The organism is Pullulanibacillus camelliae, assembly GCF_014642655.1.
GTDB lineage: Bacteria > Bacillota > Bacilli > Bacillales > Sporolactobacillaceae > Pullulanibacillus > Pullulanibacillus camelliae.
Genome location: NZ_BMIR01000015.1, coordinates 17,873 through 39,826, shown reverse-complemented (window position 1 = coordinate 39,826; position 21,954 = coordinate 17,873). Strand labels below are relative to the sequence as shown.

26 protein-coding genes and 2 riboswitches are annotated in these 21,954 nt (G+C 42.0%); of the genes, 5 read left to right on the top strand and 21 right to left on the bottom strand.

Features of this window, described 5'->3' with window-relative positions:
- Window positions 1-113: 113 nt before the first annotated feature.
- The 4 genes from dapF to IEW82_RS14310 form a co-directional block, all read right to left on the bottom strand.
- On the bottom strand, window positions 114-950 hold the full coding sequence (gene dapF, locus IEW82_RS14325; RefSeq protein WP_188695896.1) for a diaminopimelate epimerase: 837 nt from the start codon (window positions 948-950) through the stop codon (window positions 114-116).
- 53 nt (window positions 951-1,003) lie between these two features.
- Window positions 1,004-1,234, bottom strand: a complete 231-nt coding sequence (locus tag IEW82_RS14320) for a hypothetical protein (RefSeq protein ID WP_188695722.1) — start codon at window positions 1,232-1,234, stop codon at window positions 1,004-1,006.
- 189 nt (window positions 1,235-1,423) lie between these two features.
- Window positions 1,424-1,660 (bottom strand): YuzB family protein, encoded by a 237-nt coding sequence (locus IEW82_RS14315; RefSeq protein ID WP_188695719.1) that lies wholly within the window; start codon window positions 1,658-1,660, stop codon window positions 1,424-1,426.
- A gap of 89 nt (window positions 1,661-1,749) precedes the next feature.
- Complete coding sequence (locus IEW82_RS14310) at window positions 1,750-2,061, bottom strand: YuzD family protein (protein WP_188695716.1); 312 nt, start codon at window positions 2,059-2,061, stop codon at window positions 1,750-1,752.
- Window positions 2,062-2,291: 230 nt separating this feature from the next.
- Here IEW82_RS14310 and IEW82_RS14305 point away from each other — a divergent pair, with 230 nt between their 5' ends.
- Window positions 2,292-2,516, top strand: coding sequence for a NifU family protein (locus IEW82_RS14305; RefSeq protein WP_188695713.1), 225 nt, complete (start codon window positions 2,292-2,294; stop codon window positions 2,514-2,516).
- A 435-nt stretch (window positions 2,517-2,951) separates the two neighbouring features.
- Here the strand turns inward: IEW82_RS14305 and IEW82_RS14300 are convergent, their stop codons facing one another.
- Entirely contained in the window at window positions 2,952-3,923 is a 972-nt protein-coding gene (locus IEW82_RS14300; protein WP_188695709.1) for a YutH/CotS family kinase-like spore coat protein, read from the bottom strand.
- A 108-nt stretch (window positions 3,924-4,031) separates the two neighbouring features.
- Here IEW82_RS14300 and IEW82_RS14295 point away from each other — a divergent pair, with 108 nt between their 5' ends.
- Entirely contained in the window at window positions 4,032-4,511 is a 480-nt protein-coding gene (locus tag IEW82_RS14295; RefSeq protein WP_373285725.1) for a phosphatidylglycerophosphatase A family protein, read from the top strand.
- Window positions 4,512-4,518: 7 nt separating this feature from the next.
- Here IEW82_RS14295 and nucF read toward each other — a convergent pair whose 3' ends face one another.
- Together nucF and IEW82_RS14285 are read right to left on the bottom strand one after the other, a co-directional pair.
- Window positions 4,519-5,286 carry a 5' nucleotidase NucF gene (nucF, locus tag IEW82_RS14290; protein WP_188695706.1) on the bottom strand — a complete coding sequence of 256 codons (768 nt, stop codon included), beginning with the start codon at window positions 5,284-5,286 and terminating at the stop codon, window positions 4,519-4,521.
- Window positions 5,287-5,415: 129 nt separating this feature from the next.
- Window positions 5,416-5,865: a DUF86 domain-containing protein gene (locus IEW82_RS14285; RefSeq protein ID WP_188695703.1), complete on the bottom strand. Its 450-nt coding sequence runs from the start codon at window positions 5,863-5,865 to the stop codon at window positions 5,416-5,418.
- 189 nt (window positions 5,866-6,054) lie between these two features.
- Here IEW82_RS14285 and IEW82_RS14280 point away from each other — a divergent pair, with 189 nt between their 5' ends.
- Window positions 6,055-6,372, top strand: coding sequence for a cytosolic protein (locus IEW82_RS14280; RefSeq protein ID WP_373285727.1), 318 nt, complete (start codon window positions 6,055-6,057; stop codon window positions 6,370-6,372).
- A gap of 18 nt (window positions 6,373-6,390) precedes the next feature.
- On the opposite strand, the gene IEW82_RS14275 is transcribed toward IEW82_RS14280, so the two are convergent.
- Window positions 6,391-6,702, bottom strand: coding sequence for a YutD family protein (locus tag IEW82_RS14275; protein WP_188695696.1), 312 nt, complete (start codon window positions 6,700-6,702; stop codon window positions 6,391-6,393).
- 144 nt (window positions 6,703-6,846) lie between these two features.
- Between IEW82_RS14275 and IEW82_RS14270 the strand changes: the two genes are divergently transcribed.
- Together IEW82_RS14270 and IEW82_RS14265 are read left to right on the top strand one after the other, a co-directional pair.
- The gene (locus tag IEW82_RS14270) at window positions 6,847-7,512 is read left to right on the top strand and encodes a YhcN/YlaJ family sporulation lipoprotein (RefSeq protein WP_188695692.1); all 666 of its coding nucleotides are present in this window, start codon (window positions 6,847-6,849) and stop codon (window positions 7,510-7,512) included.
- A gap of 80 nt (window positions 7,513-7,592) precedes the next feature.
- Window positions 7,593-8,525 carry a M23 family metallopeptidase gene (locus IEW82_RS14265; RefSeq protein WP_188695891.1) on the top strand — a complete coding sequence of 311 codons (933 nt, stop codon included), beginning with the start codon at window positions 7,593-7,595 and terminating at the stop codon, window positions 8,523-8,525.
- Window positions 8,526-8,562: 37 nt separating this feature from the next.
- Here IEW82_RS14265 and yunB read toward each other — a convergent pair whose 3' ends face one another.
- The 13 genes from yunB to IEW82_RS14205 all read right to left on the bottom strand — a co-directional run bounded on the left by yunB (window position 8,563) and on the right by IEW82_RS14205 (window position 21,326).
- Window positions 8,563-9,378, bottom strand: a complete 816-nt coding sequence (yunB, locus tag IEW82_RS14260; RefSeq protein ID WP_188695688.1) for a sporulation protein YunB — start codon at window positions 9,376-9,378, stop codon at window positions 8,563-8,565.
- A gap of 237 nt (window positions 9,379-9,615) precedes the next feature.
- Window positions 9,616-9,921, bottom strand: a complete 306-nt coding sequence (locus tag IEW82_RS14255) for a YunC family protein (RefSeq protein ID WP_188695683.1) — start codon at window positions 9,919-9,921, stop codon at window positions 9,616-9,618.
- A 54-nt stretch (window positions 9,922-9,975) separates the two neighbouring features.
- Window positions 9,976-11,004 carry a spore photoproduct lyase gene (splB, locus tag IEW82_RS14250; RefSeq protein WP_188695680.1) on the bottom strand — a complete coding sequence of 343 codons (1,029 nt, stop codon included), beginning with the start codon at window positions 11,002-11,004 and terminating at the stop codon, window positions 9,976-9,978.
- Window positions 10,997-11,251: a transcriptional regulator SplA domain-containing protein gene (locus IEW82_RS14245; protein ID WP_188695677.1), complete on the bottom strand. Its 255-nt coding sequence runs from the start codon at window positions 11,249-11,251 to the stop codon at window positions 10,997-10,999. Before IEW82_RS14245 ends, splB begins: the two co-directional genes overlap by 8 nt.
- 358 nt (window positions 11,252-11,609) lie before the next feature.
- Window positions 11,610-13,007, bottom strand: coding sequence for a Fe-S cluster assembly protein SufB (sufB, locus tag IEW82_RS14240; RefSeq protein ID WP_188695674.1), 1,398 nt, complete (start codon window positions 13,005-13,007; stop codon window positions 11,610-11,612).
- Window positions 13,008-13,089: 82 nt separating this feature from the next.
- Entirely contained in the window at window positions 13,090-13,539 is a 450-nt protein-coding gene (gene sufU, locus IEW82_RS14235) for a Fe-S cluster assembly sulfur transfer protein SufU (RefSeq protein WP_188695672.1), read from the bottom strand.
- Window positions 13,529-14,749 (bottom strand): cysteine desulfurase, encoded by a 1,221-nt coding sequence (locus IEW82_RS14230; RefSeq protein WP_188695669.1) that lies wholly within the window; start codon window positions 14,747-14,749, stop codon window positions 13,529-13,531. The genes sufU and IEW82_RS14230 overlap by 11 nt, the downstream gene beginning before the upstream one ends.
- On the bottom strand, window positions 14,749-16,059 hold the full coding sequence (gene sufD, locus IEW82_RS14225) for a Fe-S cluster assembly protein SufD (RefSeq protein WP_188695666.1): 1,311 nt from the start codon (window positions 16,057-16,059) through the stop codon (window positions 14,749-14,751). Before sufD ends, IEW82_RS14230 begins: the two co-directional genes overlap by 1 nt.
- Before the next feature lie 13 nt (window positions 16,060-16,072).
- Window positions 16,073-16,858, bottom strand: coding sequence for a Fe-S cluster assembly ATPase SufC (gene sufC, locus IEW82_RS14220; protein WP_188695663.1), 786 nt, complete (start codon window positions 16,856-16,858; stop codon window positions 16,073-16,075).
- Window positions 16,859-17,948: 1,090 nt separating this feature from the next.
- The gene (locus tag IEW82_RS20565) at window positions 17,949-18,089 is read right to left on the bottom strand and encodes a YuzK family famiily protein (RefSeq protein ID WP_505891273.1); all 141 of its coding nucleotides are present in this window, start codon (window positions 18,087-18,089) and stop codon (window positions 17,949-17,951) included.
- A gap of 235 nt (window positions 18,090-18,324) precedes the next feature.
- Window positions 18,325-18,699 (bottom strand): carboxymuconolactone decarboxylase family protein, encoded by a 375-nt coding sequence (locus IEW82_RS14215; protein WP_188695660.1) that lies wholly within the window; start codon window positions 18,697-18,699, stop codon window positions 18,325-18,327.
- 276 nt (window positions 18,700-18,975) lie between these two features.
- Window positions 18,976-19,992, bottom strand: a complete 1,017-nt coding sequence (locus IEW82_RS14210) for a homoserine dehydrogenase (protein ID WP_188695655.1) — start codon at window positions 19,990-19,992, stop codon at window positions 18,976-18,978.
- A gap of 35 nt (window positions 19,993-20,027) precedes the next feature.
- The gene (locus tag IEW82_RS14205) at window positions 20,028-21,326 is read right to left on the bottom strand and encodes an O-acetylhomoserine aminocarboxypropyltransferase/cysteine synthase family protein (protein WP_188695653.1); all 1,299 of its coding nucleotides are present in this window, start codon (window positions 21,324-21,326) and stop codon (window positions 20,028-20,030) included.
- 272 nt (window positions 21,327-21,598) lie between these two features.
- Window positions 21,599-21,711, bottom strand: a riboswitch (SAM riboswitch).
- A 70-nt stretch (window positions 21,712-21,781) separates the two neighbouring features.
- A riboswitch (SAM riboswitch) is annotated at window positions 21,782-21,887 on the bottom strand.
- Window positions 21,888-21,954: the final 67 nt, after the last annotated feature.

The following is a 21,954-nucleotide window of genomic DNA, read 5'->3' as shown; positions in this document are numbered from 1 at the left end:
TTAGTTACTGATAATTTATAACTAACTTATAACTATTATATGATACCTGCCACACATATCTCAAGAAAGTGATATTAATATAGGTAAAGCCTTGTACATTTCCATAAGGATTTTTACAAATAAAATGTTCCTGTACAGATTGTAACCGCTGGACCTGTCATTAAAATATGATTTGTTTTGCTTTCCCAAACGATAGTGAGGTCACCACCAGCTAAATGGATAGTGATCGGAACATCCTTAGAACCACGTTCTGTAACAATTGCGGCTACTGCCGCCGCACAGGCCCCTGTTCCACAGGCTTGCGTAATCCCTGAGCCTCTTTCCCAAACGCGATAAGCAAAGCTTTGTTCATTAATGGATTCAACAAAGCCGACATTCGCGCCCTCTGGAAAAAGCTCATGTCCATCAGCAAGCAACGGGCCGAGCGTATGAATGGGTGTCTCTTGAATATCCTCAACAAAGAAGATCGCATGAGGGTTTCCCATTGACACTGCTGTTACCTGATAGTCTGTGCCCTTTAATTGAATGGGCGCCTGTATCGCCTGTTCCGTCGGGTTACCTTGCATAGGAATTTGCCCTCTTAGAAGACGGGGTTCTCCCATATCCACGGTCACCTCTGACACTTCATTCTCATCAACTATGACTTCTGCCTCAACTAACCCGCCAAGCGTTTCAATGGTAAAACGAGCAGCTGAGACAAGCTGATTGTCAAAAGCATACTTGGCTACACATCGCAAACCATTTCCACAATTCTTTGCCTCTGAACCATCCTTGTTAAATATCCGCATTTGGATGTCAGCTGTTTCAGAAGGTAAAAGGAGTATCATCCCATCAGAACCGATTCCTCTGCTTTGATCCGCCAACCGTTGAGCGAATTGGGGATAGGGAGGCAGAGTATACGTATTCGTGATCATATCAAGATATATATAATTATTGCCTAAGCCGTGCATTTTTGTAAAAGGAATACAATGGTTCAAGCTGCTCACCTCAATGACAAAGATGCTTACCTAAGCGCCCGATCAGACCATAGATAATCATCGTCCATATTTACGATTACTAACTTTTCATGACAACACGGCATCACCGCGTGCGTTTTAAATCCCTCTTGAGCAAGTTGAATACTTTCCTTTTTTAATGAAATGAGTACTGAACGCTCTCCACAAAAAGGACATTCTTCAACATATAGATCATCCATGACCCATTCATACGGCCAAGAGTGAGAAAACTCGTACATACCCATCCTCCAAAGTTTTTTTATTTTTCCTTAAACATTTGATAACATACTATGAGGAAGTTTTCTATATATTAAGTGTTCTTTGCAAAAATTGCAACTGTATGCCTATAGATAAAACACCGCAAAATGAGCGGTGCTTGTCACAAATGAAGGAGCAGTTCCCTAAACTCGCTCCATCAGTTCTATTTATTAAAACATTGGATTTTCTTCTAAATACTGATAGACATTTTGGACGAGCTCCTCAGCCGTTGCACCAGATACAAACTCACCATTCACAAGTGCGTAAGGTCCTTCATAACACAAATCACAGTAGTCTAAGCATGTATATTCAATCACATCAAGATTTGTATCCTCTTCCAGTATCGCAAATGCTTTTTGTGAGTCAGCGGCAAGATTACTCATACAAAACTCAATAATTGGATTCATATAGACTCACCTCTTATCAAGTCTATACTACTCACATCCAGCCACTTCGTCAACTTTAAGGCTTTTAAGCCTCCACCGCTCTTCAAGGACTACTCTGCAAGGGTCAAGCCACGGCGGTCAAGGAATTGAAAAATCATTTTGAGACACGGATCCCCTTCAGCAATAACCTCTCCCTCTGCAACAACCAAAGGATAAAAATATTCATCCGCTATTATTTTTTCTGTAAAATAACGGTCCTCATCATTTTCTGGATGATGAATATCCACATAACGGAATTGAATGGACGCATGCGGAAATTTTCGATTCACGGCCGCATCCAGCCATTCCATCGTCTCAATCGAAGACGGTGAATGAATACAGCTTGGACAAGGGGTATCAGCCCCATAAACGGTAATTTGCATCACGATCTCTTCCCTTCAAAACAGTTTAGACTCAAATCAATATTTATGATCAAAGTAACAGCTACGTCAAAAATTGTTCATATTCTTTCTAGCCCACAATAGTTGCTCAATTTTCAATTCCATTTTACAATAGATATGGCATTTAATAAATGATCATGAGCCAAGAATATAGATTTTTTCTCAAGAACCTTTTATAATGAGAATAGGATCACGGAAAGGGGTCGTCTGTAATGGAAGAACAAGTACAAGAAGTCCTCGGTAAGCTTCGTCCATTTTTATTGCGTGATGGCGGAGACGTGGAGCTTGTTAATGTCGATGAAGAGGGTGTTGTCCGCGTACGCTTAATGGGGGCATGTGGAAGTTGCCCAAGCTCAACGATTACTTTAAAAGCAGGGATTGAACGCGCTCTTCTTGAAGAAGTACCTGGATTTACAGAGCTTGAACAGGTTTTTTAAGAGCGATCAACAGGCTTTCATATTTAAAACCCACATTGCCCTCGGCAATGTGGGTTTTTTTAAAAGAAAAGAAAGCATAAAATTTCTGATCCTGAGGACGGTGCGGCTTTCCGCTCCAGGCCGCTCGCTTCCCGCGGGGGAGTGGTAAGCCTCCTCGCGCCTTCGCACTGCTAAGGGCTTACCGATCTCCCACGTCCCGCAGGAGTCTAGTCTCCGCATCATGAGTCAGCGGCGCCGAGGAACACACGATTTTAGAGTGTTCCGAGTCTCGCGCCTTGCGCTCCCATCCATTTGACCAGGCAATGAAGCCTCTTTCATATTGGATGATGCTCTCTACTAAGGACAAGGACCGGGCATGCTTTTCGCCCGGTTTTTCTTATACTGTCAAACTTTATAAAAGCGGTATATAAAAATGCTATACGAAATTGAGCCACCCTACTTTAGCCAATCCACCACAGGCAAGTCAGCCATGTAACGATGAGCAAATCCTCTAAGATAACGCTCTTGTGCAAGACTGCTGTCTAAAAGGCGTTTGAGCTCTGATAATGTGGGGGAGTTAGTTCTCTCTTGCATTTTCCATTGATCGATATGGTCGAAATAGTCAGTGGGAAATAAAAGTCTGCCGTAAATTAACGTATAGACCTCTTGACTCAATGGCCGCAATTGCTGGTAGTCTTCGATAAACTGATCGGTCTCTTGAACTGCTTTATTCTCCCCATTTTTTAAAATATCCGCTCTAATCCATTCGGCAATGTCGCGGGCTGGATGATCGATCAACCAATAGGGACTAAAACCAAGCTGTGTTAGCTCAACATCTAAACGATGGTGACAAACTGTCAGCAAATCTGAAAACTGTCTATCACGTAGTACGTCTGTTACATATTGGATAGCATTTTCAGCCCGACCAATAAAGTAAGGATAGCTGAGTAAGAACAATTCTTCATATGCTGTAAAGTCCTCCTCTTTCTGCAAGACTTCAACATACCACTCATTTAATTGATCCGTTCTTTGTATCCATAAATTTGGCCATTGCACATAGGGCATTCGCAGATTTGTAAATGAATAGGCATTACTCTTATTATGGAAAGCAGCCAGAGCGCGGCCCCTATCTATTTTTTGTTCTGGTGCTTGTGTAGATAGTAAAAATGCCACAACCCTTTGTTCTTCCACTTCAGTTAACCATTGCCCCTCCTTATTCTTTAAAGGCAAGGCCACACCTTGTTCACCATTCTGAATAAGATGATCGGATAACCCGGCAAGCTCATCCATATCTGAAAGCATCACCTGTTGATGGGGGATGATTAGCACCGTTCCATAAGCGGTTTGAAACCACGAGCGCTCCGCTTCCTGCCTTATGAATTGTCCACTTAAAGAATAGTATGATAAGAGCGATTGCAATCCCGTCACCCGCTTTCTTTTCTCCTTATCCTATATCTATGTGAAAGCTGGAAGGAGATGCTCCCCCTGCATGAAATCTCCCACAAACACACATGATATGTAGAGGAGGCTGATGACATGATGGAACGTGTTGAACTTGCAGCACGCCAATGGCTAAAAGAAAGAGGCGTTACCATTGAAGATATTGCCGAGCTTGTACTTTTTCTACAAAAGGACTATATCCGCCACTTAACAAAAGAAATGTGCGAAGAAAACATCGAAGCTGTTCTCTCAAAACGCGAGGTCCAAAATGCCATTATTACGGGTATTCAGCTTGATCGGCTTACAGAAAAAGGACTCATCGATGAGCCCTTATTAGATATATTAAAGCGAGATGAAGGATTATATGGGATTGATGAAATCATCGCTTTCGCCGTTGTCAATGTCTATGGCTCCATCGGTTTTACGAATTATGGGTATATCGACAAAATAAAGCCTGGCATCCTAGAAAAATTAAACGACAAAAGCACAGGGGAGTGTCACACTTTCCTTGATGATATTGTTGGAGCCATTGCGGCAGCAGCTTCAAGCCGACTCGCTCATAGTGAGGGAAGCTAACCTTCTCTCACCATTTCCAATCTTCCAAGGTGGCGACCGTATATGTCGGCTGTATTGACAGCTTCTCTAGATCACTTGGAGCTGTCACTCCCGTATGCACAAGCAAGGTGTCAACCTTAGCATGAATGCCTGCGAGAATGTCTGTATGATAGTTATCACCGACCATGAGGACATCCTTACGATCTAGCTGAAGAAACGCGAGCGCTTGCTCCACAATTTCCGCGCCTGGTTTTCCAATAACTATCGGTGCTTTTCCAGTCGATGCGGTAATAATGGAAGTAAAGGCGCCATTGCCAGGCAGCAATCCCCTTTCTGAAGGTAAAGCGACATCCGGATTCGTCGATAAAAACACCGCGCCTGCACGTACAGCTAAGGTGGCCTTTGCTATTTTTTCATAAGTAACCTGCTGATCCAATCCCATCACAACCACATCCGGATGGTCCTCATCATAACGAAACCCTGCCGCCTCCATCGCTTCCTGTAAACCTTGTTCACCTATGTAAAAAACCGAAGGCTGCTTAAAGTGGGCCTTGATATAATTTACTGTTGCCATACTTGAGGTCAACACATCATCAGGCTCAGCGGGAATACCAAAACTGGACAATTTTTCTGCAACCTGCTCCTTTGTTCGCATCGAATTGTTTGTCACAAACAAATAACGGAGGTTTTCCTGCTGTAATCGTTGAATAAAATCAACAGCTTCTTCTATTACAATATTTCCACGATACATCGTACCATCCAAGTCAATTAAATACGCTTTATAGTCTCTAGACATGAGGCTCTCCTACCTTTTTACCATTCAATATTTAATTCAAAACAGGGGATCTAATCGCTTTTTACACAAGGCCCCAAAGCTTACCGCTCTAACATTTCTAAAAGTTGGAAAAAACCGCCCTTAGGACGGTTAATTATTTGCTGTCGGTTTAAAAGCTGAAACAGGGCCAAGTTCTCGCTCTAAGTAATCACGAATGCATATTGGAAAGGCCTGCCACTCTGCCAAATAGGCCGCTATCAACTCAAGAAGTCCCTGATGATCCATCGTATCATAATGTTGAACTAATGCCTTTCTCCACTTCACAATCGCTTTAAAAGCATCTTCCTTTTCTTTAGGAAGCACTTGTTCATCAACAAGAATATCGACAATATCCTCATAACTGCCTGGATCCCTCATGATAAACCCATCAATCATCTGGTTTCCCACATCAAGAATCGATTCAACAACAACGTGAACGAGCCGTTCTAATGCTCTTTTTTCAAATGAACTTTCCCAACTTTGGTGGCTGGCCATAAGCTCCATTTGTTCTGACATAAACTGAAGAATTTGCTCAATTCTTTGCCGATCTACAAAATACATGTCATCTCCACCTTCGTACAAAATTTATCGCCTGCAACCGTCTCATATTCAGCGCCCTCCACCTCAAAAGCTAAGCTGAAGGAGAAGAAACAAAAGCTAATATCTAAAGGCATGTCCCCTTACCATTCAGCAAGATAATGAGTGAAATTTATAATCTCCACTCATTTGGACACGCTAATCATGAAGGTGGTGGAAAACTTGAAGGATAACCGCAAAAACAACACAGAAGAAAAGCGCTACAGTGATTTTTCTAATGTAGAAGATCAACGCAATTTTTTAGCATCCGAAGAGTTTCCCGAAGGATCATTTGGGCAAACGCGCGATAGAGAAAAGCCTGTACAAAATAAAGAAACCCCTTGGCATAAGGGTCAACAGTATACCAGTGGATTTGTATACGAAGACCGGACACTCCACCAAGAACTTCCACGCCAATATTCAGGCGCTCATCCAACCCATGATGATCCCGCTAATGAGACTGAACCGCCTTATGATGACTCTACCCCCTGATGTACAGGGGGTTTTATATTACGCCTTTTTATTTTCTTTACTTGTAAGCTTTTTTAAAACAAAGTAAGCACAACCAAAGTTACAATACTCCACCACATAGTCAACTAACGTGCTGATTTTTGTATCAAATGTGGCCTTAGGATTATGATCATCATAAAAGCCACGGAGCCGCAATTGTTCATAACCCCAATCGCCAACGATATAATCATACTTTGCCAGGATTTCACTGTATCGTTTTTGAAAGGCCTCTTCATTCCAGCCATTATGATGATCTTTTATCAGGTCATAGTGTGTATCATGGATACTAATAGGCTTTTTATACTCAAGCATCAGTCTTCCCTCCATTGCCATCATACCACAAGAAACCGCTCACTCACAATGTTCCATCCATCACTTACCAAGCAAATTTTTACTCCGAATGTGACATCCTAAAAGATATCAATAAGGCTACGTGTCTAAAAAGGAGGGATCACCATGAAAAAATTGCTTGCCATCATTCTTTTTACAGGTACACTTGCCACAGGCTGTCACCTTGATACTAAGAATAATCATTCTTCTTCCGGACTTAATCGCATGCAGGACCCTACAGAAGACGTCACCTACAAAGGCCCTTCACACACTATCCAAAATCATTCTGCAACCAATGCTGCTGAAGGACAATTTGGCTATGTCCATTATTCAAGGAAAAAGGGTGATGAACATGCTTTAACCGCACAGCATATACCGAAAACTGACTATCAAGCCTTGTCGGATATCATCACACGTCAAGCCTTAACACTACCAGATATTTATGATGCCGGCACATTAGTAACGGATGAGTACGTATTAATTGGTTATAAAACATCGAATAAGGATCGTGAACAATCGGCTTCACAAGTTAGACAAGCCGCACTTGCTGTTGTACCGAATTATTATAAGGTGGTTGTGTCTGATGAAGCGAATGCAACATCAGATATTGCACGGTTCAAGGATTTTAATGCGCGTACCTCTAACGTCCATCATTGGTTACAAGCACAGATTAATCAGATGAAAAAGGCTCCTCAAGGATATGCTAAGCAAAAAAATATAGAAAAAAATGTTGATGACCAGAAAAAAGAAACTCGGACGTTGAAAAATACATCGATAAAAAAACAACACTAAAAAAATAACTGATTTGACCTCGGGAGGTGAGTAAAACCTTGAGCTTACAAAAAATTTTTTCTTGTCTGTGTTTCCTTCTAATGATGAACACTATCTTTTCTTCTACCTTTGTTAAAGCCGAGGAAAACACGTATCAGTCAAGGAAAGCCTTATATCTAAAGACAGCTGCCTTGACTGATATTCCATGGTATTATTTAGCTGCTATTGATCAGTATGAACGGAATATTAGATTCTCACGTCAGGACCTGCCTGATCCTAAAAACCTTCAAGGACTCTACATTCATCCCCTTGAATGGTCTGGTCCATTAAATCCAAATCCGCATGAAACTGATCCAATGCGTATTGCTTTCTTTAGTGGGATTGGCAAGGATGGCAATGGTGATGGCAAAGCTGATCAAGAGAATCCAGAAGACGCCCTTTATACTATGGGGAAATATATCCATAAGTTTGGAACGACAAAACCATTCATTAAAATCGCTTTATGGAATTATTATCATAAGGATAAAGTGATTGCCATCATCATGGAAAATGCGAAACTGTATCAGCATTTTGGAAAAGTTGAATTAACCGACCATTCCTTCCCTATCCCAAGAAGAAACCGTGCCGACTTCCGCTCGACTTGGGGTGACCGTCGAGGCTGGGGAGGTTTGAGAATCCATGAAGGAACAGACATATTTGCCTTTTATGGAACACCTGTGCTGGCCACTTCTTACGGGGTCGTTGAACTCATTGGTTGGAATAAATATGGAGGCTGGCGCATCGGCATTCGCGATCCAAAGAATATTTATCACTATTATGCACATTTAAATGGCTATAATAAAGGAATAAAAAAAGGAAGCATCGTTAAGCCTGGTCAAGTGATTGGCTATGTTGGGAGTTCAGGTTATGGTCCAAAAGGCACACAAGGTAAGTTTCCTCCCCATCTGCATTACGGCATGTATAAATATAATGGGAAAACTGAATTTTCCTTTGACCCTTATCCCTACTTAAGAGCTTGGCGCAGACAGCAATAGATCCAGAAATAAAAGCGACGAGGTAGCATCGTCGCTTTTATTCATTACCTTTTTTATCTTTTGTTTTTTTCGAGCTGTAATCATCTTTATCCAGCATTTTTTGTGGAATAGCTATAGAAGTATTATCTTTGCCACTGCTATAATAATTGGGGACTTTTCCAGGCAAGTATTGGGACGTTATCGGAATCGTTGTCAGAATAGAAACATTTTTGGTTTCAAAGGGTAAGACCACCTTAACTTGCACTTTAACAGCTAAATAAATTTGAATGTACGCGCCATTGATGTTGACTTCTTTGACTTCATTTTTAATATTGGGAATGACATTACTTGTCACTACCATCCGAACGGGAATGGTTGGACCAAGATTGGAAAATAACACATTTTCTGTTGCCTGCCCAAGCGGAATTTTTGCAATGACTCCTTTTTCTCCTCCCTCAATTTGTGTATCATTAAAATCCGTATTAACTGGATTAATCGTGCCTTCTTCCACAGCTCTTAAATACTGTTGAATTTTTTGTGTCACTTCAGAAAAAATCCGCGTCACTGCAACCATATTATAGTTAACACTTGTAATTTGATCATCTTTGTCATAAGTAATGGTGTAAAGATCACTTTTGCCATCATCCGATTGATATTGCTCCATTTCATGAATCTCTTGTTTGCCTAACCCAGAGTTAATGGCATATGTAGCAATTTGCTTTGTCTTTGCCTTAGCGATTTCCATGAGGACAGGTGAGACTTTTTCATTGACTAGCCATAGCCCAAGTAAAGTAAAAGCAAGGAAAGAGATGATCGAAGCGACGAACACATGTCGCAAAGGAATCATCCGCTGTCTGCGTATCCGCCTTTTCATACTATCCCTCAATTTTTAAAATGACCTTTATAAGGCATGTATATGCTTAGGGGGAGGCCCGATATGAATGAGAAAATCCAAGCAGGCTTCCTCTAAAAGACCCAATCATCTGAGAAGCAAAAGATCCACAAGGCGCTCAGAATCCAGCATGCCAAAGCCCGAACTTATAAGGTTTTCCGCAACGTGATAGATGATAACGTTAATAAAACTCCCAGGGATGTGGGAGTTTAACATTTATTAATCACTCATTTTAAGTAAGGCGTCGCGGCCAATCATGCCTGCTTTGATGCCACATTTCTCGGCTGCTAATGTCACGGAGTCTAATGGGGCAGATAAGAGCTGATCAATGATCCGAACACCAACAGCCTTGCCGGCTATAATCCCACGATCCGCAAGTTTTTCATTAAAAAAGGCAATATCTAAGGCACCACACATAATATACCCTTTATCACTATAAACTGCCATAAGATTCGTTTTTGGCAATTGGACAGTGACGGCTGTAAAGGGCTTCCCGTCAATATACATGGGCTGCAATTCGACCATAAACAAACCACTCCTTTGCTCATTAGTTTATGGTCTAGGGCTCCGTTTTGTGCTTTAAGTAAAATATTCGATATGCGCCTCAGGGAGATAGCGCTTGATATAACCGCCTAACGTTGTTTTCATCTCTTCTTGTTCTTCATCTTGATAAATATATTTACCTATACCATAGCGGCCCCATTTCCACTTTCTTTTCGTCTCGTCCAGCTCCAGCTTTGTCATTGGATAATTTTTTTCAATCACCCGCTTCGCCGGCAGAGTAAAACGATGTTGAATCATCTCAATGGTTACATTCCTTTTTGCATGAGCAGGGAGCGTTGCTTCCAATCGCTCAAAAAGCTCCCTATACCCCTCTTTCCAGCCTTCATGTAAATAGATAGGAGCGACTATAAAACCAAGAGGATAATCCGCTTCTGCTACCTTAACTGCTGCTTCAAGCCGCTCGGCCAACCGCGACGTCCCAGGTTCAAAGTACTTAATAATGTAGTCATCATTAATGCTAAAACGAAAGCGTGTCCTTCCTTTATGCTCAGCATCTAACAGATGATCAACATGGGCAAATTTCGTAACAAAGCGCAGCTGTCCAAACTCTGACCGTCCAAAATATTCGATAGCCTGTTTTAAAGCATGTGTTAAATGATCCACCCCAACAATATCCGATGTACAAGAAGCCTCAAAGCGGGTGAATTCAGGAGCGCGCTCACTCATATAGGCAGCGGCCGCTGCGAAGATTTCCTCTGTATTAACGTACGTACGAATATAAGGCTTACTTCCCATCGTTGTTTGCAGGTAGCAATAATGGCAGTGCCCCATGCAGCCCGTTGCCAATGGAATGGCATATTCCGCCGAAGGTTTTGATGTATCGAACTTCAAGGTTTGACGAACACCGACGACCAATGTCGACTTTGCCATCCTATATTTTTGAAAGTGATTCTCTCCAGGTAGATTGCGCACTTGATTATGCGAGGTTGTTTCCCGTAACTCTACACCCATTTGCTGAAATTTTTCCTTAAGTTGTCTACCCAAAGGATAATCTAAAGCACGGGGTTCAATATAGACAAGCTGAGGAAGAAACGGCTTACCCATGGACATCTTCCTCTTGATCATCTCCAAAGTATTCCTGATACACCGCCTCAGCTTCTTCTTTTGTTTGATAAATAGCGATCTCTTCAGACAAAGGGTAATAGGTATCATAAATAAACAGGCAAAGCTCTCCTGGGTGGTCTGGGTCTTCAACGACTGCTGCCTCTTGCACGTTTGCGACACTTTGCGCATGCGGATTGCGGTACATCACATAAACGACTTCTCCAGCTCTGTAAGACTGATTGCTCATACATTCACCTAATTTCTATAATATGTCTTACCCCCATTATCTCTCATCGCTCTAGGAAATATTTATGATACTGTAGTCGAGTGGTTGAAAAAAAATTGCCCCCCTTCTCTCATATTGATTTTAAGCTTCAGGAGTGGTAGGAATGATCCATAAAAAGACCGCCCAGGGATCCTTTCCCCCAAGCGGTCTCTTATTGGCTATTTCTGTAACATAAAAACATTGATTAATTTATCGGAGCATTAAACCAAAGAAGGCGAGCTTCAAAAGTTTGCCTCCTAACAAAAAGGAATAAAACCGAATCGGCACAAAATCGATAATACTCACAAAAACCCCCAGTACAATTGGGGGTTTTAACATATTAGCCGATTGACCCTTCCATTTCAAACTTGATTAAACGGTTCATCTCAACGGCATATTCCATTGGTAATTCTTTTGTAAATGGTTCGATAAAGCCCATGACGATCATCTCTGTTGCTTCTTGTTCGGTAACACCGCGGCTCATTAGGTAAAACAATTGCTCTTCAGAAACCTTAGAAACCTTGGCTTCGTGTTCAAGAGAAATATTCTCGTTGTTGATTTCATTGTATGGAATCGTATCCGAAGTGGATTCATTATCCATAATCAACGTATCACATTCAACGTTCGAGCGTGAGTTAGACGCTTTACGTCCAAAATGTACTTTACCAAGATAAGTGACCTTACCGCCACCACGAGAGATGGATTTAGATACAATCGTTGATGAGGTATTGGGTGCCAGGTGTTCCATCTTCGCACCAGCATGTTGGTGCTGTCCTTTACCGGCAATGGCAATGGAAAGTGTATTCCCACGTGCGCCTTCACCCTTCAGCAGGATCGATGGATATTTCATCGTTAATTTCGAACCAATGTTGCCATCAATCCATTCCATTGTAGCATTTTCTTCAGCTACAGCACGCTTTGTTACAAGGTTATAGACGTTATTCGCCCAGTTTTGAATGGTGGTATAACGGCAATAGCCATCCTTTTTAACGATGATTTCAACAACCGCACTATGCAGTGAGTTCGTTGTATAGACAGGAGCTGTACAGCCTTCAACATAGTGAACAGACGCGCCCTCATCAACGATGATCAAGGTTCTTTCAAATTGTCCCATATTCTCTGAATTAATCCGGAAATAAGCTTGTAGTGGTGTTTCACACTTCACGCCTTTAGGAACATAAATGAATGAGCCGCCAGACCATACTGCTGAGTTTAACGCAGCAAATTTATTATCCGCATAAGGAATGACCTTACCAAAGTATTCCTTGAAAAGCTCCTCGTTTTCTTGAAGAGCAGAGTCTGTGTCTTTAAAGACAATTCCCATTTCTTCAAGGTCCTTTTTCATGCTGTGATAAACGACTTCAGATTCGTATTGAGCAGAAACCCCTGCTAAATATTTTTGTTCTGCTTCAGGAATACCAAGCTTATCAAAGGTTCTTTTGATCTCTTCTGGTACTTCATCCCATGTACGACCAGATTTTTCGGACGGCTTGACATAATACGTAATATCATCGAAATTAAGATCGTCTAAATTACCGCCCCATTGTGGCATTGGGCGCTTGTAAAAGTGCTCAAGTGCTTTCAAACGATAGTCCAGCATCCATTTCGGTTCATTTTTTCGGCGCGAGATATCTTCAACCACTTCTTTAGTGAGTCCACGTTCAGCACGATAGACAGAAACGTCTTTATCTCTAAATCCATATTTATAATCACCGATTTCCGGCATTTTCTTTGCCATGAGGAATCCCCTCCTTTGGGTATTGGTGATGACACTTCTATTTTGTTCATAAATCTATTTTAACATAGGTGAAGGCAAAATTTTAGGAATGTGATTGATCTTCACGAATCCCTTTCTCCATTGCCTTCCAAGCCAAAGTAGCGCATTTGATGCGGGCAGGAAATTTGGAAACACCTTGGAGCGCCTGAATATCTCCTAAATCAAGGTCCTCTTCATCAAACTCCTTCCCTTGAATCATGTCTGAAAAAATTTCTGACATGTGCATCGCCTTGTCAACGGATAATCCCTTCACTGCCTCTGTCATCATTGAAGCAGAAGAAAGGCTGATGGAGCAACCTTCTCCAGTAAACTTAGCATCCTTAATCACATTATCCTTGACCTCGAGATGCAATTGAATGCGGTCGCCACACGTCGGATTATTCATATCAATCGTTAGCTTATCGTTGGAATCAATCTGACCTTTATTGCGAGGATTTTTATAATGATCCATGATCACCTGCCGATAAAGCTGATCTAAATTTTTAAAGGACATCGCTAAAATACTCCTTTGTTTTCTTTAGTCCCTCAACAAGTGCATCAATCTCTGATGTCGTATTGTATAAATAAAAGCTTGCTCGTGCGGTGGAAGACACGCCTAACCATTTCATCAACGGTTGAGCACAATGGTGCCCCGCACGGATAGCTATGCCTTCAGCATCAAGGACTGTTGCAACATCGTGTGGATGCACATCCCCTAAATTAAAGGTCACTAATCCAACGCGTTCCGCAGGGCCGTAGATCTGAATACCCTCAATCGCTTTAAGTTGTTCCAAAGCATAGCGTGCAAGCTTTGTCTCATGCTCATGAATCTTTTCTAGACCGACATCCTGTAAAAAATCGATGGCTGCCGATAGTCCAACTGCTTCAGCAATCGGCATCGTACCGGCTTCAAATTTCCAAGGAAGTTCTTTCCAAGTGGCATCGTAATAATCAACAAAATCAATCATCTCGCCACCTGTTTCAAAGGGCTCCATGTTTTCTAAAAGCCGCTCTTTGCCATATAGGATACCGATCCCTGTTGGTCCAGCCATCTTATGACTTGAAAAGGCATAAAAATCGACATCAAGATCGACCACATCAATTTTCATATGTGGGGTGCTTTGTGCACCATCCACAACCATGACGGCCCCTTTTTCATGAGCAATGGCCGCAACCTCTTTAATAGGATTGATTGTTCCTAGCACATTTGATACATGGGCCATTGCCACAATTTTTGTATGCTCTGTAACAGTTTCCCGCACATCCTCCAAGCGAATGGTGCCGTCCTTTTGCATGGGGATATATTTTAAAGTTGCCCCGGTTGCCTTAGCCGCCTGCTGCCATGGAATTAAGTTTGCGTGATGCTCCATCGGTGTCAGAACAATCTCGTCACCTTCAGAAAGATTAGCGCGTGCATAGCTATAGGAAATTAAATTCAGCCCAGCAGTCGTTCCACGGGTATAAATTATTTCCTTAGCGCTCGCTGCACCAATAAATTGACGGACTTTATCTCTGGCTCCTTCATACGCATCTGTTGCTCTTGTTCCTAAAGTGTGAACGCCACGATGAATATTGGAGTTATATTCCCGATAGTAGCGATTCATCGCTTCGATAACAGGCAGTGGTTTTTGTGAGGTTGCCGCGCTATCTAAATAAACCAATTGATGATCATTCACTTGTTGATCAAGTATAGGAAACTGGTTGCGAATCGCTTGGCTATCCATTACTTAACTTTCCCTTCGATGACCTCGACGAGCTGCTCTTTAACCCCTTCAATAGGAAGCTGCGATACAACAGGAGCTAAGAACCCATGAATAACGAGACGTTCTGCTTCTTTCTTGCTAATCCCACGACTCATAAGATAATACAGCTGTACAGGATCGATACGGCCAACAGAAGCCGCGTGTCCCGCCACAACATCGTCCTCATCAATGAGAAGAATGGGGTTAGCATCCCCACGTGCATCAGAGCTAAGCATAAGCACACGTTGTGTTTGCTCACCATCTGACTTTGATGCGCCATGCTCTATTTTAGTAATACCATTAAAAATAGCATTGGCCTGCTGACGCTGAACACCGTGGATAAGCATATCGCTCTCTGAATGCTTGCCAAAGTGATGAATACGGTTAGTAAAGTTTTGCTTTTGTGAGCCATTCCCAATACTTACTGCTTTCGTATCTGTTACAGAAGCCTCGCCAACAAGTGCTGTGTAGTTTTCTGATAGCGTATTGCCATCATTCATTTGTCCGATCGCCCATTCAAGCTGGCCATTGCGACCAACATAGCCCCGACGATTGACGTAGGCTGTCACGTCTTTGGACAAGTTATCTACTGCGCCAAATTGAACACGCGCATTATCACCAACATAGATTTCCGCAATCACATTGGCGACCGCACGTCCTTCTGCTTTCTCCGAAAGATAGTTTTCAACATAAGTAACGGAGCTGCCGTTATCAGCAACAATGATGGAATGGCTGATAAGCCCTGCATTCGGATTTTCTTGCCAAAACAGCGTCTGAAGGGGAACTGAAACCTCTACATTTTTGGGGACATATAAGAAGATCCCACTATTCACAAGGGCAGCATGAAGCGCTGTGAGACGATCTGTATCATAATCAGCCGCTTCAGTAAAATAATATTTTTTTACTAGATCTCCATGCTCTCTAAGCGCTGTGGCAATATCTGTGAAGATAACACCCTTGCTTTTCAATTCCTCTGATAGGGCTGCATAAGCCGCTTGACCATTTTGTAAAACCAATAAATTCCCTGATTCTTCATCTTGTCCAACGAGACGACTGACGTGTTCAGGTAATTCCGACGCGGAAGTTAACGTCCTTCCTGCAACGTCATGCTCAAATTCAGTGAAGTTCCAATCCACGATTCTTGTTTTTTCAGGCTGTGGCAATGGTAATGTTTCTGAAAGCTGTAACGCTTTTTTTCTTATATCTGTAAACCATTCAGGCTCATTTCTTTTTTTGGAAAAATCAGTGATGTAATTCACATCATACTTTGTCCCTTGAATTTCCGTTGCCATAGGTTATCCCTCCTTACGCTTCTTGATTTACGGTTTCGTCTTCGATGCCTAACTCTTTTTTGAGTCCATCGTATCCTTCAGCTTCAAGTCTTTCTGCAAGTTCAGGACCACCGGATTTAACAATACGTCCCTGCATCATCACATGAACTTTATCTGGCTTAATATAGTTAAGCATTCTTTGATAGTGAGTGATAATCAAGCAGCCAAAGTTGGGTGAGCGCATTTCATTGACACCTTTTGCAACGACTTTCAGCGCATCGATATCTAGCCCTGAGTCAATTTCGTCAAGAATAGCAAGCTTTGGTTCAAGCATCATTAATTGAAGAATTTCATTGCGCTTTTTCTCCCCACCGGAAAAGCCTTCATTAAGATAGCGTTGCGCAAATTCTTCCCCCATATCAAGAGTATCCATTTTCTTATCCAGTGTTTTGATAAATTTCATCAATGGGATTTCGTCGCCTTCCTCACGGCGAGCATTGATCGCTGTTCGCAAGAAATCCGCGTTAGTTACACCACTAATTTCGCTTGGATATTGCATGGCAAGGAATAAACCCGCACGTGCTCTTTCATCGACTTCCATTTCAAGCAAGTCTTGTCCTTCAAATGTAACAGTACCTTCTGTAATTTCATATTTAGGATGCCCCATTAATGCAGAAGCGAGCGTGGACTTACCCGTACCATTTGGTCCCATAACCGCGTGGATTTCACCACCATTTATTTCAAGGTTGAAACCTTTGACGATTTCCTTACCTTCAATTGCAACATGAAGATTCTCAATCTTAAGAGTCGGTGTAGACATGCTATAACCTCCAGTTTTCTAATAAATTCTATTGTGTCCCCAAGTGGATACAATTCTCAATCTAGTATCATTCTAATCTAATACTTACTTCAAATCAAGTTATAACGCATATATAGCCTCTCCTTTTTAAAGGATAAAAATAATTAAGCGTCTCAAGCACGATTATACAATAGGATGGTACAAAAGCTCGTGCATTTTTGTGCCTTGCTACACCCTGCCGCGTGCTTTTCTGCAAGAATTATTTTTCTAAAAGCTCTCCTTAATCTGTAGGCCTGCTTATCCTTTCTGAAGTAAAGAAAATTTTCAGCAAACCTCAGGTTAAAAACTCTGCTGATACTTCATCGCTTCACTAAGCCCAGCCTGCTGTGCCTATTTGCACTCACACATTAGGTGGGGGTATCTTTTGGGCCTCCGATGTGACTTTTCAAATTACACACTAAGGATGTCGCCAAGCCTTAGGTGACGAAAGCCAAAAGCCGAACTTATAAGGTCTTCCACAAAGTTATACATTTTGACGTTAGAACATAGGCAAAGCCTGAACATATTCACTCTTCCTTTTATAAGAAAAACCGGGCGAAGAGCATGCCCGGTCCTTGTCCTTAGTAGTGAGCATCAGCCAATATGAAAGAGGCTTCGTTGCCTGGTCAAGTGGATGGGAGCGCAAGGCGCGAGATTCGGAACACTCTAAAATCGTATGTTCCGCGGGCGCCGCTGACTCATGATGCGGAGACTAGAGTCCTGCGGGAAGTGGGAGATCGATAAGACCTTAGCAGTGCGAAGGCGCGAGGAGGCTTACCACTCCCCCGTGGAAAGCGAGCGGCCTGAGAGCGGAATCGCGCACCGTCCTCATGGTCAGAAATTTTATACTTTCTTTTTAGAAAACTCGGCTTACACCACTTCACTGGTACTCTTGATGTGATTTTTGCAAATCACACGCTTAGGGTGCCCGCAAGCCTCAGGTGGCGAAAGTCAAAGTGACACTTATACGCTCTTCCTTTATGAGCGTCAGCGAAGTTATAAATGCTGATAGTATAAAAAAGAAATCAGCTCGAATAAAAAGAGCTGATTTCCACGAACTTTCTTTTTCCATTTATTTATTGGCTTCTAATACGATTCGAGCACTTTCCATGTAACTCTTCTCACGTGCCTTTTCTACTTCAATTCTTTTGTCAAGATTGCGCTGATACTCTGCATAACTCATCCCATGACTTTGTTGCAGTGCCTTTTCCATTTCACTGGTATGGCGAACGCTAATCGAACTATGGATAATACCATCCCTTTCTTTTATTTACACTGGATAGGATAGCACTTTCCATAGTGATCAGCAATTCGCATATTCCGCAAAACCTTCTAAGAAATCGTCAGATTATTCTCTGGCACTTCAACTCAATGCTGAGATATAGAATTCCTGCCATTTCCTCTTATTTAGAGCCTGTTATCTCATTATACAAAGGAAAAAACATCGCTTAATGATTGATGGAACCCATTTCTTCCATCGCTTGTTGAACAATGGTCACCCCTTGACTCATCGCTCCCCCGCCACCAAAAGCAGCAGCGACACCTATGGTTTCAAAAATTTCTTCCGCTGTACATCCCTGATCCATACAGCCCTTAGTATGATAAACCATAGCATATTCATCTTGAGAGCCAATGCTAATGCCCAAAGCAATAAGCTGCTTTACCTTCTTTGATAATTGTCCCTCTTCAAAACATGCCGCCTGAAATGCTTGATAAGCATCACCGAGCACCGGCATTTTTTTATTCATGTCTTCTATGCCCTCTTTATAATCATACAAAATGGCTTCTGACAAAGAAATCGGCTCATCACTTTTTTCTGTCATTCCAAACCCTCCATTTCAATGTAAGTGCTCTTATATTCCCCTTCACCCTTTCCCCTATATTCGTGCTTTTAAGGAGAAAGCACATTTAACACCTACATAGGAAGAATTATCCTTTGAACACCGTCTTTTTTCTAATAACCAGTACAATTTAGTTGCCAATTGCACCGAGGACACTTCTATTCATTGCCTTAATGACGGGCTTGTTAAAAAAAGAAAAACAAAGACTTCCTCATAATTGAGAAAATCTTTGTTATAATTGATAATGGATGTTCCTTTTCATACATTTGATGCGGATGTCACAGGTTTAAAAGCGTCCGAAGCTTTGCTCTTTGAGTTTTGAGTAAACAGAGCTAGCAAATCACTAAAAATCGCGCTTGCTGTCGCCTCACCACCTGCCCCTGGACCCTTTAAAGTCAACGCACCCAATAAATCAGAATGAATGGTTACCGCATTTTCTACACCTTCCACCCCATATAATGGGTGTTCATTATCAATAAGTTTAGGTCCGACCTCAGCATGCAATGAACCATCTGAGTTATACTGAGCCTCAGCAATCAATTTGTATCGTTTATCTCTAAGGGCTTCTACCTCAATATCTAGTGGGGTAATCTGATCTATCCCCGTCACAGAGACGTCGTTCCACTCAGGGCTTTGTTTAAAAATAGTCTCGCATAAAATCATAAGCTTATAAAAGGCATCTATGCCTTTTATATCATTATCAGGATCCAGCTCAGCATATCCTAATGATTGGGCAAGCTTTAACGACTCAGCAAATTGTCGATTGTTGACGCGCATATCTGTAAGTATATAATTGGCTGTTCCATTAAAAATCCCTTCAACTTTAGAAATATGATTAATACTCATCAGTTCGAGTAAGGTTCTGATTATTGGAATGCCTCCTGCCACTGTCGCCTCGTAACCAATCCCCGTTTGATGTTTTTCAGCGAGGTGCTTCAGAACACTTCCCTTGTGTGCAAAAAGGGCCTTATTTGCCGTAATCACAGGGATGCCTTGTTTTAACGCTTGCTCAATATAAGTACAAGCAGGTTCAACCCCTACAATAGCTTCAATCACCACATCGATACGCTCTGTAGCTAAAACCTTTTCAAAGCTATTAGTCAGTCGAACATCATGTGCAACCCTTCTGGTTTTATTCAAGTTTTTAATCACGATGTCTGTCACTTTTATCTCTTGACCTAACAGTACCCGAAGTTTCTCTTGACGCGATTGGATCAATTGATAAACACTCGAGCCCACTGTTCCGAACCCAATTAAGGCTACATTGATGGCCATCCTCATCCTCCTAACCTTCATCCCGCCTTCTTTACCTATCCATTCACAACAGCATTCTGTTCAAAGGCTTGCTTTAAATCACGAATGAGATCCTCAACAGATTCAATGCCTACTGATAAACGGATCAAGTCCTCAGTAACCCCTGTTTTCAATAAATCTTCAGCATTCAACTGTTGATGCGTTGTGGATGCAGGATGAATGATCAGTGACTTAGCATCACCTACATTCGCTAAATGAGACCATAAAGAAACTGAATCAATCACTTTTCTTCCAGCCTCTCTTCCTCCTTTAATCCCAAAAATGACAATAGAGCCATAAGCCTTATCAAAATACTTTTCTGCTAAAGCATGGGAAGGATGCGCTTTAAGACTTGGATGGGACACCCATTCGACTTGTGGATGCGCTTGTAAGAATTCAACCACCTTTTCGGCATTGCGGTTGTGGGCTGTTATTCTAAGATGCAGCGTCTCTAATCCTTGTAAAATCAAAAAGGCGTTTAATGGACTTAAGCTCGCCCCAACATCTCTTAATAACTGGACACGAAGCTTCGTTATAAAAGCAGCCTCTCCAATATCTTGAGCGTAGCGAATGCCGTGGTAACTCTCATCAGGCTCAATAAATCCAGGGAATTTTGGGTTATTCCAATCAAACTTCCCGCCATCAATAACCAGTCCTCCAATGGAAGTGCCATGTCCGCCTATCCATTTCGTTGCCGAATGAATTACAATATCTGCTCCCCATTCGATCGGGCGACATACGTATGGAGTCGCAAACGTGCTATCCACAATAAGTGGAATGCCTGCTTCATGTGCAATGTCCGCAACGTTTTCGATATCAAGGACATTAAGACTTGGGTTCCCAATGATTTCTCCATAAAGCGCTTTTGTATTGGGTTGAATCGCTGCTTTAAAATGATCAGGGTTGGTAGAGTCTACAAAGGTAACGTCTATGCCATAGTTAGGTAAGGTGGTTGCGAATAAATTATAGGTTCCACCATATAAGTCAGTTGCTGCCACAATATGATCACCCGCATGGGCAATGTTTAAAATAGCAAGAGTAATAGCGGCCATTCCTGAGGACGTTGCTAAAGCGCCAACTCCTCTTTCCAACAACGCAATTCGTTTTTCCAGCACATCCGTGGTCGGATTCATAATTCGTGTATAAATATTTCCTGGTTCTTCTAATGCAAACAATTTTTGTGCATGATCTGTATCACGAAAATTATAAGATGTTGTCTGATAAATAGGCACAGCCCGTGCCCCCGTGACCGGATCAGGCTCCTGGCCACCATGAACGGCTAACGTCTCCAAACCTAAATGATCTAATTGCCCCATTTTTCACACTCTCCCTACTAATATTGGCTTATTAAATATTTAGAAAAACCTGGCTATCGCAAATGAGCGAAAGTCAAATTTTGCTCTTATAAAATTTCTAACACTCTATAGGAACTAAAGCCCAATAAAGAAGGCTTGACTTGCTTCGCTTAGCACTCTTGATGCAGGTCATTAAGCCTTAATGACGAAAGTCCCCGTCTAAATTTACTCTTCAGCGATGCGGACAATAAAAAACCCTTATCCCGTTTGAGATAAGAGTGGCTGTCACACCGCTCTTATCTGTCAGGCATGATTACCTGCAGGATTTGGCACCTTTCCGAATGGTAGTCCATTCAGAGGTTGCCGGGCTTCATCGGGCCAGTCCCTCCACCTCTCTCGATAAGAGTGTCCTATGTAATTGCTTTAATGAAAAATAAAAAACCTCTGGTAGACAGAGGAATGGAATCGATGACCCTCGCTTATCTACCAAGCAAAGCTTGAAAGGAATTGGCACCTTCCGAATGAACTCTTCGGGGTTGCCGGGCTTCATTGGGCCAGTCCCTCCACCTCTCATGATAAGTGAATACTTTATTCAAGTATTTAAACAATTGTTATTAATAAAAAATTATAGCAGGACATTAGATATGTG

Bases quoted from the DNA above. Each gene is read 5' to 3' on its own strand.
- IEW82_RS14205 (WP_188695653.1), bottom strand. From the start codon at position 21,326: ATGGGGCAATTAGATCATTTAGGTTTGGAGACGTTAGCCGTTCATGGT.
- IEW82_RS14255 (WP_188695683.1), bottom strand. From the start codon at position 9,921: ATGGTCGAATTGCAGCCCATGTATATTGACGGGAAGCCCTTTACAGCC.
- IEW82_RS14295 (WP_373285725.1), top strand. From the start codon at position 4,032: ATGATGGAACGTGTTGAACTTGCAGCACGCCAATGGCTAAAAGAAAGA.
- IEW82_RS14285 (WP_188695703.1), bottom strand. From the start codon at position 5,865: ATGTATTTTGTAGATCGGCAAAGAATTGAGCAAATTCTTCAGTTTATG.
- splB (WP_188695680.1), bottom strand. From the start codon at position 11,004: ATGGGTAAGCCGTTTCTTCCTCAGCTTGTCTATATTGAACCCCGTGCT.
- IEW82_RS14210 (WP_188695655.1), bottom strand. From the start codon at position 19,992: ATGGCCATCAATGTAGCCTTAATTGGGTTCGGAACAGTGGGCTCGAGT.
- yunB (WP_188695688.1), bottom strand. From the start codon at position 9,378: ATGAAAAGGCGGATACGCAGACAGCGGATGATTCCTTTGCGACATGTG.
- IEW82_RS14310 (WP_188695716.1), bottom strand. From the start codon at position 2,061: ATGCAAATTACCGTTTATGGGGCTGATACCCCTTGTCCAAGCTGTATT.
- nucF (WP_188695706.1), bottom strand. From the start codon at position 5,286: ATGTCTAGAGACTATAAAGCGTATTTAATTGACTTGGATGGTACGATG.
- IEW82_RS14245 (WP_188695677.1), bottom strand. From the start codon at position 11,251: ATGAGCAATCAGTCTTACAGAGCTGGAGAAGTCGTTTATGTGATGTAC.
- IEW82_RS14230 (WP_188695669.1), bottom strand. From the start codon at position 14,749: ATGGATAGCCAAGCGATTCGCAACCAGTTTCCTATACTTGATCAACAA.
- IEW82_RS14320 (WP_188695722.1), bottom strand. From the start codon at position 1,234: ATGTACGAGTTTTCTCACTCTTGGCCGTATGAATGGGTCATGGATGAT.
- IEW82_RS14270 (WP_188695692.1), top strand. From the start codon at position 6,847: ATGAAAAAATTGCTTGCCATCATTCTTTTTACAGGTACACTTGCCACA.
- IEW82_RS20565 (WP_505891273.1), bottom strand. From the start codon at position 18,089: ATGGAAAAGGCACTGCAACAAAGTCATGGGATGAGTTATGCAGAGTAT.
- sufU (WP_188695672.1), bottom strand. From the start codon at position 13,539: ATGTCCTTTAAAAATTTAGATCAGCTTTATCGGCAGGTGATCATGGAT.
- sufC (WP_188695663.1), bottom strand. From the start codon at position 16,858: ATGTCTACACCGACTCTTAAGATTGAGAATCTTCATGTTGCAATTGAA.
- IEW82_RS14315 (WP_188695719.1), bottom strand. From the start codon at position 1,660: ATGAATCCAATTATTGAGTTTTGTATGAGTAATCTTGCCGCTGACTCA.
- IEW82_RS14215 (WP_188695660.1), bottom strand. From the start codon at position 18,699: ATGACAGAAAAAAGTGATGAGCCGATTTCTTTGTCAGAAGCCATTTTG.
- IEW82_RS14265 (WP_188695891.1), top strand. From the start codon at position 7,593: ATGATGAACACTATCTTTTCTTCTACCTTTGTTAAAGCCGAGGAAAAC.
- sufD (WP_188695666.1), bottom strand. From the start codon at position 16,059: ATGGCAACGGAAATTCAAGGGACAAAGTATGATGTGAATTACATCACT.
- IEW82_RS14305 (WP_188695713.1), top strand. From the start codon at position 2,292: ATGGAAGAACAAGTACAAGAAGTCCTCGGTAAGCTTCGTCCATTTTTA.
- sufB (WP_188695674.1), bottom strand. From the start codon at position 13,007: ATGGCAAAGAAAATGCCGGAAATCGGTGATTATAAATATGGATTTAGA.
- IEW82_RS14275 (WP_188695696.1), bottom strand. From the start codon at position 6,702: ATGCTTGAGTATAAAAAGCCTATTAGTATCCATGATACACACTATGAC.
- dapF (WP_188695896.1), bottom strand. From the start codon at position 950: ATGCACGGCTTAGGCAATAATTATATATATCTTGATATGATCACGAAT.